Source organism: Enterobacter cloacae complex sp. P6RS (assembly GCF_014982245.1).
Classification (GTDB): Bacteria; Pseudomonadota; Gammaproteobacteria; order Enterobacterales; family Enterobacteriaceae; genus Enterobacter; species Enterobacter bugandensis.
The window spans coordinates 17987-35079 of record NZ_JADCLB010000001.1 but is presented as its reverse complement, the minus strand read 5'-3'; the positions used below and the strand labels follow the sequence as shown (position 1 = coordinate 35079).

Annotated in this window: 15 protein-coding genes; 4 read left to right on the top strand and 11 right to left on the bottom strand. The window is 59.6% G+C overall.

The window, feature by feature from the left end; all coding sequences use genetic code 11:
* Window positions 1-11: 11 nt before the first annotated feature.
* Window positions 12-2027, bottom strand: coding sequence for an excinuclease ABC subunit UvrB (gene uvrB, locus INF73_RS00170; RefSeq protein WP_028012419.1), 2016 nt, complete (start codon window positions 2025-2027; stop codon window positions 12-14).
* A 750-nt stretch (window positions 2028-2777) separates the two neighbouring features.
* Between uvrB and INF73_RS00165 the strand changes: the two genes are divergently transcribed.
* Window positions 2778-3500: an ABC transporter ATP-binding protein gene (locus tag INF73_RS00165; RefSeq protein WP_047363785.1), complete on the top strand. Its 723-nt coding sequence runs from the start codon at window positions 2778-2780 to the stop codon at window positions 3498-3500.
* Here INF73_RS00165 and bioD read toward each other — a convergent pair.
* From bioD to bioB, 4 genes are read right to left on the bottom strand one after another with little or no spacing between them, the layout of a single operon-like run.
* On the bottom strand, window positions 3463-4164 hold the full coding sequence (bioD, locus tag INF73_RS00160; RefSeq protein WP_028012417.1) for a dethiobiotin synthase: 702 nt from the start codon (window positions 4162-4164) through the stop codon (window positions 3463-3465). The genes INF73_RS00165 and bioD overlap by 38 nt on opposite strands.
* The gene (bioC, locus tag INF73_RS00155; RefSeq protein ID WP_028012416.1) at window positions 4157-4912 is read right to left on the bottom strand and encodes a malonyl-ACP O-methyltransferase BioC; all 756 of its coding nucleotides are present in this window, start codon (window positions 4910-4912) and stop codon (window positions 4157-4159) included. Before bioC ends, bioD begins: the two co-directional genes overlap by 8 nt.
* Entirely contained in the window at window positions 4896-6053 is a 1158-nt protein-coding gene (bioF, locus tag INF73_RS00150; protein ID WP_193541556.1) for an 8-amino-7-oxononanoate synthase, read from the bottom strand. The genes bioC and bioF overlap by 17 nt, the downstream gene beginning before the upstream one ends.
* Window positions 6050-7090, bottom strand: a complete 1041-nt coding sequence (bioB, locus tag INF73_RS00145; RefSeq protein ID WP_193541558.1) for a biotin synthase BioB — start codon at window positions 7088-7090, stop codon at window positions 6050-6052. Before bioB ends, bioF begins: the two co-directional genes overlap by 4 nt.
* A gap of 68 nt (window positions 7091-7158) precedes the next feature.
* Between bioB and bioA the strand changes: the two genes are divergently transcribed.
* Both bioA and INF73_RS00135 read left to right on the top strand, forming a co-directional pair.
* Window positions 7159-8466, top strand: a complete 1308-nt coding sequence (bioA, locus tag INF73_RS00140; RefSeq protein ID WP_193541560.1) for an adenosylmethionine--8-amino-7-oxononanoate transaminase — start codon at window positions 7159-7161, stop codon at window positions 8464-8466.
* Window positions 8467-8514: 48 nt separating this feature from the next.
* Window positions 8515-8991, top strand: a complete 477-nt coding sequence (locus tag INF73_RS00135; RefSeq protein ID WP_028012412.1) for a kinase inhibitor — start codon at window positions 8515-8517, stop codon at window positions 8989-8991.
* Between the two features lie 83 nt (window positions 8992-9074).
* On the opposite strand, the gene hutH is transcribed toward INF73_RS00135, so the two are convergent.
* From hutH to hutI, 5 genes are all read right to left on the bottom strand, one after another.
* Window positions 9075-10595, bottom strand: coding sequence for a histidine ammonia-lyase (hutH, locus tag INF73_RS00130; RefSeq protein WP_193541563.1), 1521 nt, complete (start codon window positions 10593-10595; stop codon window positions 9075-9077).
* On the bottom strand, window positions 10592-12280 hold the full coding sequence (gene hutU, locus INF73_RS00125) for a urocanate hydratase (protein WP_193541565.1): 1689 nt from the start codon (window positions 12278-12280) through the stop codon (window positions 10592-10594). Before hutU ends, hutH begins: the two co-directional genes overlap by 4 nt.
* Before the next feature lie 127 nt (window positions 12281-12407).
* Window positions 12408-13142 (bottom strand): histidine utilization repressor, encoded by a 735-nt coding sequence (locus tag INF73_RS00120; RefSeq protein ID WP_193066561.1) that lies wholly within the window; start codon window positions 13140-13142, stop codon window positions 12408-12410.
* A gap of 19 nt (window positions 13143-13161) precedes the next feature.
* Window positions 13162-14100, bottom strand: a complete 939-nt coding sequence (hutG, locus tag INF73_RS00115) for a formimidoylglutamase (protein ID WP_193541567.1) — start codon at window positions 14098-14100, stop codon at window positions 13162-13164.
* Entirely contained in the window at window positions 14097-15317 is a 1221-nt protein-coding gene (gene hutI / locus INF73_RS00110; protein ID WP_226859455.1) for an imidazolonepropionase, read from the bottom strand. The genes hutG and hutI overlap by 4 nt, the downstream gene beginning before the upstream one ends.
* Before the next feature lie 224 nt (window positions 15318-15541).
* On the opposite strand from hutI, the gene INF73_RS00105 reads away from it, so the two are divergent.
* On the top strand, window positions 15542-16825 hold the full coding sequence (locus INF73_RS00105) for a putative acyl-CoA thioester hydrolase (RefSeq protein WP_193541569.1): 1284 nt from the start codon (window positions 15542-15544) through the stop codon (window positions 16823-16825).
* 55 nt (window positions 16826-16880) lie between these two features.
* Here INF73_RS00105 and tisB read toward each other — a convergent pair whose 3' ends face one another.
* Window positions 16881-16970: a type I toxin-antitoxin system toxin TisB gene (tisB, locus tag INF73_RS00100; RefSeq protein ID WP_023332440.1), complete on the bottom strand. Its 90-nt coding sequence runs from the start codon at window positions 16968-16970 to the stop codon at window positions 16881-16883.
* Window positions 16971-17093: the final 123 nt, after the last annotated feature.

Below are 17093 nucleotides of genomic sequence, written 5' to 3'. Positions count from 1 at the left end.
CGCCGCTTTACCTATGATGCCGCGATAAACAGATCCCGCAGCTGATGCAGCTGGTCGCGGATCTGCGCCGCCTCTTCAAACTCCAGGTTCTGGGCGTGCTGCATCATCTGCCCTTCCAGCTCGTGGATTTTCTGCTGCAGTGCCTTCGGCGTCAGTACGACGGTATCTTCTTCCACCACTGAACGCGCCTTGCCGCGGCCTTTCGCTTTGGTCTTCGCAATGTTCTGACCCAGTGCCAGAATATCCACCACCTTCTTGTTCAACCCCTGCGGCGTAATGCCGTGCTCTTCGTTGTAGCGCTGCTGCTTCTCGCGTCGGCGTTCCGTTTCGCCAATCGCTTTCGCCATCGACGGGGTGATTTTGTCGCCGTACAGAATCGCTTTCCCGTTGACGTTACGCGCGGCGCGGCCAATGGTCTGGATCAGGGAGCGTTCAGAGCGCAGGAAGCCCTCTTTATCGGCGTCCAGAATCGCCACCAGCGAAACTTCCGGCATATCCAGACCTTCTCGCAACAGGTTGATCCCCACCAGCACGTCAAACTCGCCCAGACGCAGATCGCGGATAATCTCCATGCGCTCCACGGTGTCGATATCCGAGTGCAGATAGCGCACCTTCTCACCGTGTTCTTCAAGATACTCGGTCAGGTCTTCCGCCATGCGCTTGGTGAGCGTCGTCACCAGCACGCGCTCGTTGATGGCGGAACGGGCGCGGATCTCAGAGAGCAGATCGTCCACCTGGGTCGCCACCGGGCGCACTTCGATAATCGGGTCCAGCAGCCCTGTCGGACGGACCACCTGATCGATCACCTCATCGCCGGATTTTTCCAGCTCGTAGTTGCCCGGCGTGGCCGACACGTAGATGGTCTGCGGCGCCAGCGCCTCAAACTCTTCAAACTTCATCGGACGGTTATCCAGCGCTGACGGCAGGCGGAAGCCGTACTCCACCAGCGTCTCTTTACGCGCGCGGTCGCCGCGGTACATCCCGCCGATCTGCGGGATCGTGACGTGGGATTCGTCGATCACCAGCAGACCGTCGGCCGGAAGGTAGTCAAACAGCGTCGGCGGTGGCTCGCCCGGCCCGCGCCCGGAGAGGAAGCGCGAGTAGTTTTCGATACCCGAGCAGTAGCCCAGCTCGTTCATCATCTCCAGATCGAACTGGGTGCGCTGGCTCAGGCGCTGCTCTTCCAGCAGCTTATTGTTAGCCAGAAGCACCTTACGGCGCTCTGCAAGCTCCTCTTTGATCTCTTCCATCGCCTGCACGATACGCTCTCGTGGCGTCACGTAGTGCGTTTTAGGGTAGATGGTAAAACGCTGTATCACCGACTCAACGTGGCCGGTCAGCGGGTCGAACAGTGACAAACGCTCGACCTCTTCGTCAAACAGCTCGACGCGCAGCGCCATATCGTCCGATTCCGCCGGGAAGATGTCGATCACCTCACCACGCACGCGGAACGTCCCGCGCTGGAAGGCCTGGTCATTACGGGTGTACTGCAGCTCGGCCAGACGGCGCAAAATTGCGCGCTGATCGATGATCATCCCCTGCGTCAGGTGCAGCATCATCTTCAGATAGAGATCCGGATCGCCCAGGCCGTAAATCGCCGAAACAGACGCGACCACAACCACATCGCGACGCTCAAGCAGCGCCTTGGTCGCCGACAGTCGCATCTGTTCGATGTGTTCGTTCACCGAAGCATCTTTCTCGATGAAGGTATCAGAGCTCGGCACATAGGCTTCCGGCTGGTAGTAATCGTAGTAGGAGACAAAATACTCCACCGCGTTTTCCGGGAAGAACTCTTTCATCTCGCCGTAAAGCTGTGCCGCGAGGGTTTTATTGGGTGCAAGCACCATCGTGGGGCGCTGCAGGTCAGCGATCACGTTGGCGACAGTAAACGTTTTGCCCGAGCCGGTTACCCCCAGCAACGTCTGGTGCGCCAGCCCGTCTTCCAGCCCTTCTTTAAGACGACGGATCGCCTCAGGCTGATCGCCAGAGGGGCGGAAAGCAGAATTCAGTTTGAACGGTTTACTCATGGGCGACGACCTGATGACGTTATAAGCGGCAGGTGAGTAATTTTACTCGTTGTTGCCAGGAATGCCAGTAAAAAACACTGGATGAAAAACCAGTAGCGTGTCAGGATATTTAGCGTAGCGGCGGAGTCATTAGCGCGTTAGCGGACAAAATTTAGGCTCTGACGAGATAAAAAACCAGCCAGGTTGGGTTATCCCCAGAATTTTTTCTTTTTTAACATTTGTCAAGCCAGGTAATGATAGTTTTATGGCAACGAGTGACACTTTCATTACGGTAATTGCTTTTATCTAAGCAATTAAATTTTAAACGATATTTTCTAAAGCCGCGTTTCGCGTCAATTTGGGCGAAAGCCGCGTCTTCTCTCGCTTATCGCGTGTTTTCTAACTCTAATGCACATGGTTATCCACAGGAATAGTGGATAACTGCTTCCAGCCCGTGTAGACCGCCGCTCAGCAAATTCCCGGATTTTCCCACGAGGCGGCAACAAAAAATTTTTATAGCTCTTTTTTGACGATAAACAGTTGAGTCATTCATAACCAACAGATGCGATCCTGCTCACATTTCAGCCATTTTTCGTCCTGCACCACAACTCACCATTCCCGGCACCGTCGATGTGCAAGCCACGCGTTTTTACCCTGCTCTCCTGTGGCTTATTCCTAAAAAAGTCGTTTTTTTAATCGATTTCAGGTTTCTGGCAAGCGTTTTGCAGCTTCACGTCAGGCCTATCCCTACGCATTTTTAAGGAGAGAAAGATGTTGAGTCTGCGTGCAGTGAATCAGTTTTACGGAAGCCAACATACGCTATGGAACGTGGATTTGGATTTTCCGCAAGGGATGTGTACAGGCGTCATAGGCCTGCCGGGGATGGGCAAAACCACCCTGATGAACTGCATTACCGGAAACATCCCCGTCGAAAGCGGCACGATTATCTGGCATGAAGCGGGCGCACCGCCGCGTGATTTGCTCAGCCCGGCACCGGAACAACGTTCAGAGCCGGGAATAGGCTATGTGCCGCAGGACAGGCGTATTTTCTCTCAACTGACGATTGAGGAGAATCTGCATATTGCCATGCGGGCGATGGGGAAACCCGACCCGGCGGCGAAAAGCGACGTATACGATCTGTTCCCGGAACTCTACGCGCGACGTCAGACGCGGGGCAATGCCCTTTCGCCAGAGGATCAGTATCAGCTTGCCCTGGCGAATGCACTGGTCAACCGCCCGCGGATGCTGATTTTGGATGAGCCTACGCATGGGGCAGGACACGGATTTGCCCAGAAGCTGGCGCAGCTGCTGGTGCGCTTAAACCGGGAGTTAGGCATGACGGTGCTGCTGGCGGAGCAGCAGCTGTCGTTTATCCGCCGGGTGGCGGATCGGTTTTGCATGCTTTATCGCGGGCGTAACGTGGCTCAGGGCCACGTTAGCGAGCTGAACGATGAGCTTATCGCCCACTGGATGTCGCGGGAAGCAAGACGCTGAGGTCGAGATAACGCCCGGTTTCGGCCTGCTCAGCATCACCAGCAATCCAGGGGATTTCCCCGAGGAACGGTGCCGGGAGCACGCGCTTGAGGGTCGCCAGATACTCCTGATGCCGCCTGCCCGGCGCAACCACGTCGTTGGCTATCCAGCCTGCCAGCGTCAGCCCTGCCTGCTGCACGGCCTGCGCCGTCAGCATGGCGTGATTGATGCAGCCCAGCTTCACGCCGACGACCAGAATGACCGGAAGCCGCTCGGCCTGCACCCAGTCAGCAAAGGTCTGCGTGTCCGAAAGCGGCGTAAACCAGCCTCCCGCGCCTTCCACCAGCACCCAGTCGGCCTGGCTTTCCAGCGTCCGTAACCCGGCAGACAGCACGGCGAAATCAATTGGACGGCCTTCGTCAGCGCTGATAATGTGCGGCGACGTCGGCTCGGCAAAGGTATAGGGGTTCACCGCCGAATAGGCAAGCTCAAGGCTACTGTTACGCTGGAGCGCCAGCGCGTCGGTGTTGCGTAACCCTTCCGCCGTCATCTCGCTGCCGGAAGCTACGGGCTTATATCCGGCGGTGTTTTTTCCGAGCCGTCGTGCCGCCTGCAGCAGCGCAGCGCTGGCAACCGTTTTGCCCACTTCCGTATCCGTGCCGGTAACAAAATAACGTTCAGTCACGTTCGATAATCCCATGAAAAAGTTGATAAGAGAGCGGGAAAAGGCCCCGCTGCTGCGGCCAGGCCAGCTCCAGGCGTTGCAGCTGCCCCCGGGTCAGCGGTTTTTTCTCCCGCCCGGCGTGCAGGTGCGTGGCGCCGATGCCCTTCAGAGAGCGCATGGCGCTGAACGCGTCGCTAAAATTAAGCGTGATGGTTTGTACCGTGCTGCGACAGCGCAAGCCAGCCAGCGCCTGCGTCACCTGCTCATACGATAAAAAGCGGTTCGCGTGCGGCTGCTCATCCACCGCTTTCCACGCCTGATTCAGCTCCGGCAGCGAACTTTCCAGCAAGGTGGTAAAGGCCACCTTTCCGCCCGGTCGTGCGACGCGATAAAGCTCGCGTAACGCCTGCGGCAGGCTGCTGCACCACTGCACCGCCAGATGGCTCCAGACCAGATCGAACTGCGCGTCCGCCAGCGGGATCGCCTCGATATCGGCCACTACATAGTGGTGCGCAGCCTGCTGCTGGCGCGCCTCGTCCAGCATGGCGGGCGACAGGTCGATGGCTGTCACCTCGCTCCCCGCCTCGCGCCAGTAGCGGCTGTTGCTGCCGGGACCACAGCCGGCGTCCAGCACCTGCGGGAAGCGGTTCTCGCCAAGCGCGGCCAGAAGCCCCTGCGCGCTCTGGCGCTGGAGTTCATCGTGCTGCGAATAGCTCCGCGCGGCCCGGCCAAACGCCGCCGCAACGGCCTGCTTATTCACCGGCATCATGAAGCGCCTCCAGCAGCGTCTGGATATCCTGCGCCTCATGCGCCGCCGTCAGGGTTAAGCGCAGACGCGCGGTGCCCGGCGGAACGGTTGGCGGACGAATGGCCGTTACCCACATCCCCCGCTCGCGCAGCGCCTGGGCCAGCGCCAGCGCGCGGCCATTTTCGCCGACAATCACGGGCTGGATGGCGCTCTGCGAATCGGGACTCTGGAAGGGAAGCGCCGCCAGTCCCTGACGGAAGCAGGAGATGTGTTCTGCCAGCTGCTGACGGCGTTCATCCCCTTCTGCGCTGCGGATCACCGCCAGCGACGCCGACAGCGCCACGGCCTGCGCCGGGGGCATGCTGGTGCTGTAGATGAGGTGACGGGCAAACTGCAGCAGATAGTCGGCGACAGATTCGCTGCACAGCACGGCGGCGCCGCTGACGCCAAAGCCTTTGCCAAAGGTAACCACCAGCAGTTCCGGCTTCACGTTTTGTTGATGGGCGCTGCCGCGTCCTTCATCTCCCATCACCCCAGTACCGTGAGCATCATCGACCAGCAGCCAGGCGTTTTGCCGCTTTGCGGCCTCGTGAAGCGCGGCAAGCGGCGCACTGTCGCCGTCCATGCTGAACACCCCTTCCGTGACTGCCAGCTGTTGCCCGTCGCAGGGTTTGTCCAGCAGCGAGGCGAGCTGTGACGCATCGTTATGGGCAAAACGCCGCAGCTGCGCCGGACTTAAGTTTGCCGCTTCCAGCAGCGAGGCGTGGCTTAAACGGTCGGCGACAATGCGGTCCTCTTTCCCCATCATGGCCGCGATGACCGCCTGATTGGCGGCAAAGCCGGACATAAACAGCAGCGCGCGCGGATAGCCCAGCCAGTCGGCCAGCTCTTCCTCCAGCGCCTGATGCGCCGTGGTGTATCCGCTGACGTGCCCCGAGCCACCGCTGCCCACGCCAAACCGCTCCGCGCCCTGCTGCCAGGCGCGGACGATGGCCGGATGCTGGCTCAGTCCGAGATAGTCATTGCTGGAGAAATTACAAAACTGCCGTCCCTCGCGGGTCAGAAAACGGCCCGCGCCGTTTTCCACCACCCTGCGAACGCGAAACGCCTCTGCCGCCCGGCGTTCTTCCAGCGCGGCATTAATCCGTACCTGCCAGGTCATACGGCTGCCGCGTTGTAGAACTGGTCGGTATCGGCGTTGAGAATCTGCTGCTCCAGCTGCTGCTGTTGCTCGTTATCGCCCGTCAGCACCCCGGTCTGGTGCGGGTTCAGCCCCAGCTTGCGGAACAGCTGGACGTCTTTGTCCTCTTCCGGGTTCGGCGTGGTCAGCAGCTTGCAGCCGTAGAAGATGGAGTTGGCGCCGGCCATAAAGCACATCGCCTGGGTCTGCTCGCTCATCTGCTCGCGGCCCGCAGAGAGGCGAACGTAAGACGTTGGCATCATGATGCGCGCCACCGCGATGGTGCGAATAAAATCAAACGCATCCACGTCCTCGTTATCCGCCAGCGGCGTGCCCTTGACCTTCACCAGCATGTTGATGGGCACGCTTTCCGGCGGGGTCGGCAGGTTCGCCAGCTGCAGCAGCAGGCCCGCGCGGTCTTTCACCGTTTCACCTAAGCCCACGATGCCGCCGGAGCAGACCTTGATCCCCGCGTCACGCACCTTATCCAGCGTATCCAGACGCTCCTGATAGGTTCGCGTGGTGATGATATTGCCGTAAAACTCCGGTGAGGTATCAAGGTTGTGGTTGTAGTAATCCAGCCCCGCCGCCGAGAGGCGCTGCGCCTGCGCCTCGTTCAGCGTGCCGAGCGTCATGCAGGCCTCAAGCCCCATCTCCTTCACGCCTTTCACCATCTGCTCCAGATAGGGCATGTCGCGGTCATGTGGATTCTTCCACGCGGCGCCCATGCAGAAGCGGGTTGAGCCCGCGTTTTTCGCCTTGCGCGCGGAGTCGAGCACCTGCTCGACCTCCATCAGGCGCTCTGACTCCAGGCCGGTTTTGTAGCGCGCGCTCTGCGGGCAGTATTTGCAGTCTTCGGGGCAGGCGCCGGTCTTGATCGACAGCAGCGTGCTGACCTGAACATGACGCGGATCGAAGTGCTGACGATGCACCTGTTGCGCTTCAAACATCAGCTCAAGGAAAGGTTTGTTGAATAATTCAGTAACTTGCGACATCGTCCAGCGTGCGTGGTGAGCCATTGGGCTTCTCCAAAGGGTTTTGTTAATTTTCGGTTCGGTTTATACTCGTAAACCTAAAACTTTTCAAAATGGTTTACAAGTCGATTATGACCCAGGACGATCTCGCCTTCGACAAGCAGCATATCTGGCACCCTTATACCTCCACCACCCGCCCCCTTCCCGTCTATCCGGTGGCCTCTGCCCACGGCTGCGAGCTGCATCTCGCCAGCGGCGAGCGGCTGGTTGACGGAATGTCCTCCTGGTGGGCGGCCATTCACGGATACAACCACCCGCGCCTGAACGCGGCGATGAAGGCCCAGATTGACCAGATGTCGCACGTAATGTTTGGCGGGATCACCCATCAGCCCGCGGTGGATTTATGCCGTCGCCTGGTGGCGATGACGCCTGAATCGCTGGAGTGCGTTTTCCTGGCCGATTCCGGCTCGGTGGCGGTGGAAGTGGCGATGAAGATGGCGCTGCAGTACTGGCATGCGAAGGGCGAAACGCGCCAGCGGTTCCTCACCTTCCGCAACGGCTATCACGGGGATACCTTCGGGGCGATGTCGGTGTGCGATCCGGACAACTCCATGCACAGCCTGTGGAAGGGCTATCTGCCGGAAAACCTGTTTGCCCCTGCGCCGCAAAGCCGATTAGACGGCGAGTGGAACGAGATGGACATGGTGGGCTTCGCGCGGCTGATGGCGGCGCATCGCCATGAAATCGCAGCCGTTATTCTCGAACCGATTGTGCAGGGCGCGGGCGGAATGCGGATGTACCATCCGGAATGGCTGAGGCGCATTCGCAAGATGTGCGACCGCGAGGGCATTCTGCTGATTGCCGATGAAATTGCCACCGGCTTTGGCCGCACCGGCAAGCTGTTTGCCTGCGAACACGCGGGCATTGCGCCGGATATTCTGTGTCTGGGTAAAGCGCTGACTGGCGGCACCATGACGCTCTCCGCCACCCTCACCACTCGTCAGGTTGCCGACACCATCAGCGACGGCGAGGCGGGCTGCTTTATGCACGGCCCGACGTTTATGGGCAACCCACTGGCCTGCGCCGTGGCAAGCGAAAGCCTCGCCATTCTGGAGAGCGGCGAGTGGCGGACGCAGGTTGCGGCGATTGAGGCACAGCTGAAAGGAGAGCTGAGCGCCGCCTCGGGGGCGAATTTTGTGGCGGACGTGCGCGTGCTGGGTGCCATCGGGGTGATTGAAACCACCCGCCCGGTGAACATGGCGGCGCTGCAGCGCTTCTTCGTTGAGCAGGGCGTCTGGGTGCGGCCTTTCGGCAAGCTTATCTACCTGATGCCGCCGTACAGCATCACGCCGGAGCAGCTGCGTAAATTAACCGACGCGGTCGTAACAGCCGTTAACATTCCCGCGCATTTCGCGATTTAATCCCATGCGTTACACTTCCTGAACGAGTGAATAACGAGGATAAACCGTATGAAAATCATCAGTAAAGATCTGCGCGACGGTGAAAAACTCCCGGAACGCCACGTTTTCAACGGCATGGGCTATCAGGGGGATAATATCTCCCCACACCTGGCGTGGGACGACGTTCCTGCAGGAACCAAAAGCTTTGTCGTGACCTGCTACGACCCGGACGCGCCGACCGGCTCGGGCTGGTGGCACTGGGTTGTGGCGAACCTGCCCGCCGACACGCGCGTGCTGCCGCAGGGTTCCGGTTCAGACCTGGTTGCCCTGCCTGAAGGTGCCATTCAGACGCGCACTGACTTTGGTAAAGCGGGCTACGGCGGCGCGGCGCCACCAAAAGGGGAAACCCACCGCTATATCTTCACGGTGCACGCGCTGGATGTGGAGAAGATTGAGGTCGATGAAGGCGCGAGCGGCGCGATGGTCGGGTTTAACGTGCATTTCCATTCCCTGGGGAGCGCGTCGATTACGGCGATGTATTCCTGAAAAAAGCCGGGTGGCGGCTACGCCTTACCCGGCCTGGATTTCGCATTCGTAGGCCCGGTAAGCGCAGCGCCACCGGGCAAAAATCACAGCACCGAAGGTAGCAGTCCTACAAGGTGTCCCTCTTCCAGAAGCTGCATCGCCTTATCAATATCCGGCGCAAAGAAGCGGTCATCATCATAATGCGTGACGTGCTCGCGCAGCACATGGCGCGCCTGCTCCAGCAGCGGGCTGGATTTAAGCCCTTCGCGCAGATCGATACCCTGACACGCCGCCAGCCACTCCACCGCCAGCACGCCGCGGGTGTTGGAGGCCATCTCCCACAGACGACGCCCGGCAGCGGGTGCCATCGAAACGTGATCTTCCTGGTTCGCCGAGGTTGGCAGGCTGTCCACGCTATGTGGATGCGACAGGGCTTTGTTTTCGCTTGCCAGCGCTGCGGCCGTCACCTGAGCGATCATAAAGCCCGAGTTGACCCCACCGTTACGCACCAGGAACGGTGGCAGCTGGGACATGTGTTTATCCATCATCAGCGCGATGCGGCGCTCGGATAACGCCCCGACTTCGGCAATCGCCAGCGCGATATTATCCGCCGCCATCGCCACCGGCTCGGCGTGGAAGTTGCCCCCGGAGACCACCTCGTTTTCCTCGGCGAATACCAGCGGGTTGTCGGAGACCGCATTGGCCTCCACTAGCAGCACCTCTGCTGCCTGGCGCAGCTGCGTCAGGCACGCGCCCATCACCTGCGGCTGACAGCGCAGAGAATACGGATCCTGCACCTTCTCGCAGTTATGGTGTGAATCCGCAATCTCACTCGTGTCGGTAAGCACGTGGCGGTACATGGCGGCGGCATCAATCTGCCCGCGCTGGCCGCGCACCGCGTGAATACGCGCGTCAAACGGACGACGCGAGCCGAGCACAGCCTCGGTGGTCAGCGCACCGCACACCACCGCCGAGGCAAAGAGATCTTCCGCTTCAAACAGGCCGCGCAGCGCAAAGGCCGTCGACGCCTGCGTGCCGTTGAGCAGCGCCAGCCCCTCTTTTGCCGCGAGGGTGACTGGCGTTAAGCCGGCTTTTGCCAGCGCTTCTTTCGCAGGGAGCCACTCGCCCTGCCAGCGCGCTTTGCCCTCACCCAGCAGCAGCAGCGACATGTGCGCCAGCGGGGCGAGATCGCCGGAGGCACCGACGGAACCTTTTGCCGGGATCCACGGATAGACTTCTGCATTCACCAGGGCCATCAGCGCCTGGATCACGCTCAGGCGAATGCCCGAGAAACCGCGCGCCAGGCTGTTGATTTTGAGCACCATCATCAGACGGACAATCTCATCATCCAGCGGCTGGCCGACGCCCGCCGCGTGCGACAGCACCAGCGAACGCTGTAAGTTTTCCAGATCGTGCGTGGCGATGCGGGTCTGCGCCAGCAGGCCAAAGCCGGTGTTAATCCCGTAGGCAGTGCGCCCTTCGGCAACAATCGCTTCTACGCAGGCGACGCTGTCGTTTATCGCGGCGTGGGCGCTTTCATCAAGTGAAAGGGTGACCGGCTGGCGCCAGACGTTACGCAGCTGTTTGAGCGTCAGCGAGCCGGGAGTGAGTGTTAACGCGTTCATGCATGCTTTCCTTGTGTGGCAGGGATCATCGGCAGGTTCAGTCCCTGATCTTTGGCACAGTCAATGGCAATCTCGTAACCCGCATCCGCGTGACGCATCACGCCGGTTGCCGGGTCGTTGTGCAGCACACGGGCGATGCGCGCGGCCGCTTCATCGGTTCCATCACAGACGATGACCATCCCTGAGTGCTGGGAGAAGCCCATCCCGACGCCGCCGCCGTGGTGCAGCGAGACCCAGGTGGCGCCGCTGGCGGTATTCAGCAGGGCATTAAGCAATGGCCAGTCGGAGACCGCGTCAGATCCGTCGCGCATGGCTTCGGTTTCACGGTTTGGGCTGGCGACGGAGCCGGAGTCCAGATGGTCGCGGCCAATGACGATAGGCGCGGAGACTTCACCGCTGCGCACCATTTCGTTGAAGGCCAGACCCAGCTTTTGCCGCCACTCCAGCCCTACCCAGCAGATGCGCGCCGGCAAGCCCTGGAAGCTGATGCGTTCGCGAGCCATATCCAGCCAGTGGTGCAGGTGTTCGTCGTCTGCGACGATCTCCTTCACTTTAGCGTCAGTTTTGTAGATATCCTGCGGATCGCCGGACAAGGCCACCCAGCGGAACGGGCCGATGCCGCGGCAGAACAGCGGACGGATATAGGCAGGCACGAAGCCGGGGAAGTCGAAGGCATTATTCACGCCCATCTCTTTCGCCATCTGGCGGATGTTGTTGCCGTAGTCAAAGGTTGGAATGCCCAACTGGCTGAAGGCCAGCATCGCGGAGACGTGTTCCGCCATCGAACGCTTAGCCGCCAGTACCGTGCCTTCAGGGTCGGTTTCCGCTTTTTGCTGGTAGTCTTCCCACGTCCAGCCTTTTGGCAGGTAACCGTGCAGCGGGTCATGGGCGCTGGTCTGGTCGGTAACGAGATCCGGACGCACGCCGCGGGCAACCAGCTCCGGCAGAATATCCGCCGCGTTGCCGCACAGGGCAATCGACACCGCTTTGCCTTCGGACGTGTATTTTTTGATGCGCGCCAGCGCGTCATCAAGATTCTCGGCCTGTTCGTCGACGTAGCGGGTACGCAGACGGAAATCAATGCGGCTCTGCTGGCATTCAATGTTCAGCGAGCACGCGCCGGCCAGCGTGGCGGCCAGCGGCTGCGCGCCACCCATCCCGCCCAGACCGGCGGTAAGCACCCAGCGGCCTTTCAGCGAGCCGTTATAGTGCTGACGCCCCGCTTCCACGAAGGTTTCGTAGGTGCCCTGCACAATCCCCTGGCTGCCGATGTAGATCCAGCTCCCGGCGGTCATCTGGCCATACATCGCCAGCCCTTTCGCGTCCAGCTCGTTGAAGTGTTCCCAGGTGGCCCAGTGCGGCACGAGGTTAGAGTTGGCGATCAGCACGCGCGGCGCGTTCTTATGGGTTTTGAATACGCCAACCGGCTTGCCGGACTGCACCAGCAGGGTTTCGTCGTGTTCGAGTTCGGTCAGGGATTTTACAATTGCGTCATAGCATTCCCAGTTGCGTGCGGCACGGCCTATGCCGCCGTAGACCACCAGTTCGTGGGGGTTTTCCGCCACCTCAGGATCAAGGTTGTTCATCAACATGCGCAGCGGGGCTTCGGTGAGCCAGCTTTTGGCAGTAAGCGTGGTGCCGCGCGCGGCGCGGACGTCCTGCTGGCGGTATTTACCTGACGACATTGTGTGCTCCTCATAAGGGACAGATGATGCATTTAGATATACTTGTATAGACAAGCACACACAAGGTCGGATTTAACAAAAAAGATACAATTTTGTTATATTGCGTTAGCGATCACGCTTATAAAACTTATGACATAAAGTGGCCCTGCAGCCGGTAACGGTTCCCCGGGAAAAGCAGTCGGGCATGCGACACGATATGCGATGATGACCAGGTACGACGGCGGATCAGCAGGCACGGATCGTGTTCTTTAATGCGCAACAGCTCGCACTCCTGCGGTGTCGCGCGTACGGCCTCCACAATGTGCTCCCCTTCCGTCAGCGGTGCGACGAGCGAGAGATACGCGTGCGGCGTGGTGTGGGTGTAATCCTGGTTCAGGTATTCCGGTATCCGCTCTGCGTTGACGCAGCGATCTTCAATCTGCACCGGAATGTCGTTTTCAAAATGCACCATTACAGAGTGGAAGATGCGGCTACCCTCTTTGACATTTAGCTCAACGGCCTGCTCGGCGCTGGCCTGGGTCTCTTCCAGCACCAGCACTTCGCAGCGGTGCTGATGATTACGCGAGGTTATCTCATCGGCAATGCTGCGGATTTCAAACAGGGCGGACTGCCCTTTCGGTTCCGCCACGAACGTCCCCACGCCCTGCAGGCGCACCAGAAGTCCTTCGTCGGTGAGCTCGCGCAGCGCCCGGTTGACGGTCATCCGGCTAAAACCGAACTGCGCCACCAGCTCGGCCTCCGATGGAATGCGATCGTGCGGGCGCCAGACGCCGGTAGCAATCTTTTCGCTGATCGCCTGCTTCACCTTTTCATAGAAAGGCGCGGGCGGGCTCGGTTGCTGCAGGGGTGAGCGTGAAAACATCGTGACTCCTTTAATAGTGTTATGCCCACCAGTGAGCAATTTGCCAGGCCAGACGGGCGGCGAGCTTTGCGCCCTGTCCGTCCCGATCGTACTGCGGGTTAAACTCTACCAGATCGGCGGCCTGCAGCTTACCGCTGCGGCAGATTTGTTCAATAACGGGCATTAGATCCATTGCCGGGACGCCTAACGCCGCAGGGGCGGAAACGGCAGGCATTTCGCCCGCGGGCAGGACATCCAGATCGATTGTCAGATAGATACGATCGGCCTGCGCCAGCACCTTTTCCAGCGCCGATAATGCCTCGCGTCTGAAATGAAGATCCTCCACCAGCGTGACGTTCAGGCGTTCAGCCTCATTCCACAGTGCCTGGGTGTTCGCCGCGCGGCTGACGCCAAAGCAGGCGTAGCGAAACTCGCGCCCGCATTCATCGCAGTATTGAGCCAGCTGACGAAACGGCGTACCGGACGTCGCCCGGTCGGCCTTGCGCAGGTCGAGATGCGCATCCAGGTTTATCAGCGCCACGCGCTCGCCGGGGAATGCATCCAGAACACCCCGTCCATGCGCCCAGGCGGTTTCATGCCCGCCGCCAAACACCAGGGTGCGCATCCCGGACTGCTGGCAGGCCGTCACGGCATCGCTTAACGCCCGCTGCGCGGGTTCAAGCTCATCGCCTTCAACGTACACCGAGCCCATATCCGCCAGCCGTTCGTGTCCCTGATGGCTTGCCATATTCGCCAGCGCTTTGCGCAGAATATCAGGGGCCTGCGCGGCGCCGGGCCTGCCCTGATTGCGTTTAACCCCTGCATCGCATTCAAATCCTATCAGCGCGATGCCGGATGAAAGCGGCGTGAACTGCGCCTGCTGTTGTATCGTCTGGAAAATGCGCGTTGCGTTGCTGGCCTCAGCGCTGTCGTCTCGCCCCTGCCAGACCGTTTCGGCGACGGGCCGCCATAACTTCATACTGCCTCCCCACGGAAAATACGTTGATACAGCGGATTGCGTCCCGGCTCGTAGACCATCTCCACCGGGTGGTGAGCATCCCAGACGATAAAATCAGCGACAAACCCCGACTGCAGCTGCCCGTGCGTTGCGCCGCGGCCCAGCGCCTGCGCCGCATGGCGCGTGACGCCAGCCCAGGCCTCTTCGGGCGTCAGGCCAAACTGGACGCAGGCCATATTCATCGCCAGGTGCAGGCTGGCAAACGGGCTGGTGCCGGGGTTATAGTCGGTGGCGACGGCCATCGGCACACCACGTTTTCGGAGCTGATCAACCGGCGGACGCTGGCGCTCCTGCAGAAAATAGAACGCGCCGGGGAGCAGTACCGCAACCGTACCGCTTTGCGCCATCGCCTGAACGCCCGCGTCGTCGAGATATTCGATATGATCGGCCGACAGTCCGTTATATTGGCTGACCAGCGCCGCTCCGCCCTGATTCGACAGCTGTTCAACATGCCCTTTCACCGGGATACCGAGCGCGGCGGCGGCCTGGAAGAGGCGCTCGGTTTGCGACGGGGTAAAGCCGACGTTTTCACAAAACACGTCTACTGCTTCATATAACTCTTTTTGCCACAGCGTGGGCAGGATCTGCTCGCAAACCAGCGCGAGGTACGCATCCGGATCCTGTCGGTATTCCGGCGGAACCGCATGGGCCGCCAGCAGCGTTGGGCTGATATCGATCGGATTATCGAGGCTCAGCTGGCGGGCAACCTGCAGCATCTTCTCTTCGGCCTCGGCGTTGAGTCCGTATCCCGATTTGATTTCAACGGTCGTTACACCTTCATTCATCAGACGCTGGAGCCGCTGCTGCGCAAGTTTCAGCAGGGTTTCCAGGGAACTGCTGCGCGTTGCCGTCACGGTGGCGTTAATCCCGCCCCCCTGAGCGCTGATGGTCTGGTAAGAGACGCCGTTCAGACGCTGTTCCCACTCCGCCGCACGGTCGCCGCCAAATACCAGATGGGTATGGCAGTCAATCAGGCCAGGCGTGACCAGACGTCCCTCAAGATCGATGACGTGACGGTGTCCGGAAGGAAGGTCAGATTCAGGAAGCACGCCAAGGATAGTTTGGCCGCTCACGACCAGCGCGTGCTGCTCTTTCAGGCCATAAGGCGCGGATGTATCGGGAACCATTGTTGCCAGGCGCGCATTTCGCCATATAACATCGTCAGGTTGAAGCTGCATGGGCATTCCACTTGTCATGGGTTGTATAGACATTTATTTGCATCCATCGTCTGCTGTCAACCGCCTTAAGGGAAAATGTTATTTATTTGTGATGACTTTCCCGTCACCTCCGGGCAAAAAATGCAACTTTTACCCTTTTTATCTTCCCGTTTCGCTCAACTTAGTATAAAAAAGCAGGCTATTTCGTCTATCCCGTAAAGACTTGCATACCCAGGAGCTTCACCTTGAACATTTCCAGGATTTCCCGTCTGGCGTTAGCGCTCGCCTTTGGCGTGACATTATCCGCATGCAGTTCTACACCACCGGATCAGCGTCCTTCTGAGCAGGTAGCGCCCGGTACCGCCTCCCGCCCGATTTTGTCCGCGGATGAAGCGAAGAATTTCGACCGCGCCCATTACTTCTCGGCGATGGATCCTAACGCCGCGCCGTGGACACCGTCTTCTATTAACCTGCCTAAACAGCCTGACTTCGTTGTTGGCCCGGCTGGCGCGCAGGGCGTAACGCATACCACTATCCAGGCAGCGGTTGACGCGGCAATCACTAAACACAGCGCGTCTCGCCAGTACATCGCGATCCTGCCGGGTGAATACGAAGGCACCGTGTATGTTCCGGCGGCTCCTGGCAGCATTACGATTTACGGTCTGGGTGAAAAAGCCATCGACGTAAAAATTGGCCTGGCGATTGATTCCGAAATCGACAGCACCGCCTGGCGTCACCTGGTGAACCCGGCAGGCAAATATATGCCGGGCAAACCGGCGTGGTATATGTTTGATAACTGCCAGAGCAAGCGTTCCGCCACCGTTGGCGTGATGTGCTCAGCGGTATTTTGGTCTCAAAACAACGGTCTGCAGCTGCAGAACCTGACCATTCAGAATACCCTGGGTGACAGCGTGGATGCCGGTAACCATCAGGCCGTGGCGCTGCGTAGCGACGGCGATAAGGTGCAGATTAACAACGTCAATATTCTGGGCCGTCAGAACACCTTCTTTGTGACCAACAGCGGCGTACAGAACACGCTGCAGAACAACCGTCTGACCCGTACGCTGGTGACCAACAGCTACGTTGAAGGTGACGTGGATCTGGTGTCCGGTCGCGGCGCGGTGGTGTTTGATAACACCGATTTCCGCGTGGTGAATTCCCGTACCCAGCAGGAAGGCTATGTGTTTGCTCCGGCAACCCAGTCTAACCTGTTTTACGGCTTCCTGGCCGTGAACAGCCGCTTTAACGCGGCCGGTGACGGCGTGGCGCAGCTGGGCCGCTCCCTGGACGTGGACTCTGCGACCAACGGCCAGGTCGTTATTCGCGACAGCGTGATCAACGAAGGCTTTAACGTGGCGAAGCCGTGGGCTGATGCGGCTGTCTCCAAACGTCCGTTCTCCGGCAACACCGGTGCGGTGGACGATAAAGGAAACGTGCAGCGCAACCTGAACGACGCGAACTTCAACCGCATGTGGGAATACAACAACCGCGGTCTGGGCAGCAAGGTGGTTGCTGAGCCGAAGCAGTAACGAGATGAGAGTAAAAGGGGGAGTTTAATCCCCCTTTTTACTGCGACTGAATGCGTCAGGCTCCAAACTTAAGATACGCATCCAATAGTTGCATAATCGCAACCATGAGTTGCAGGAACAGAATTGCCCATTCCACACCGCTCATACGCCACTCCTTTGGTATAGAGCACTTCTCCTCTGGTTTACCTTTCCGCTGCCTGTCAACAGAGGTGTGTTGGTTATGTTTTGATGTGCTCCGCAGTTTAGGCACCGTCGGCACCACCCGACA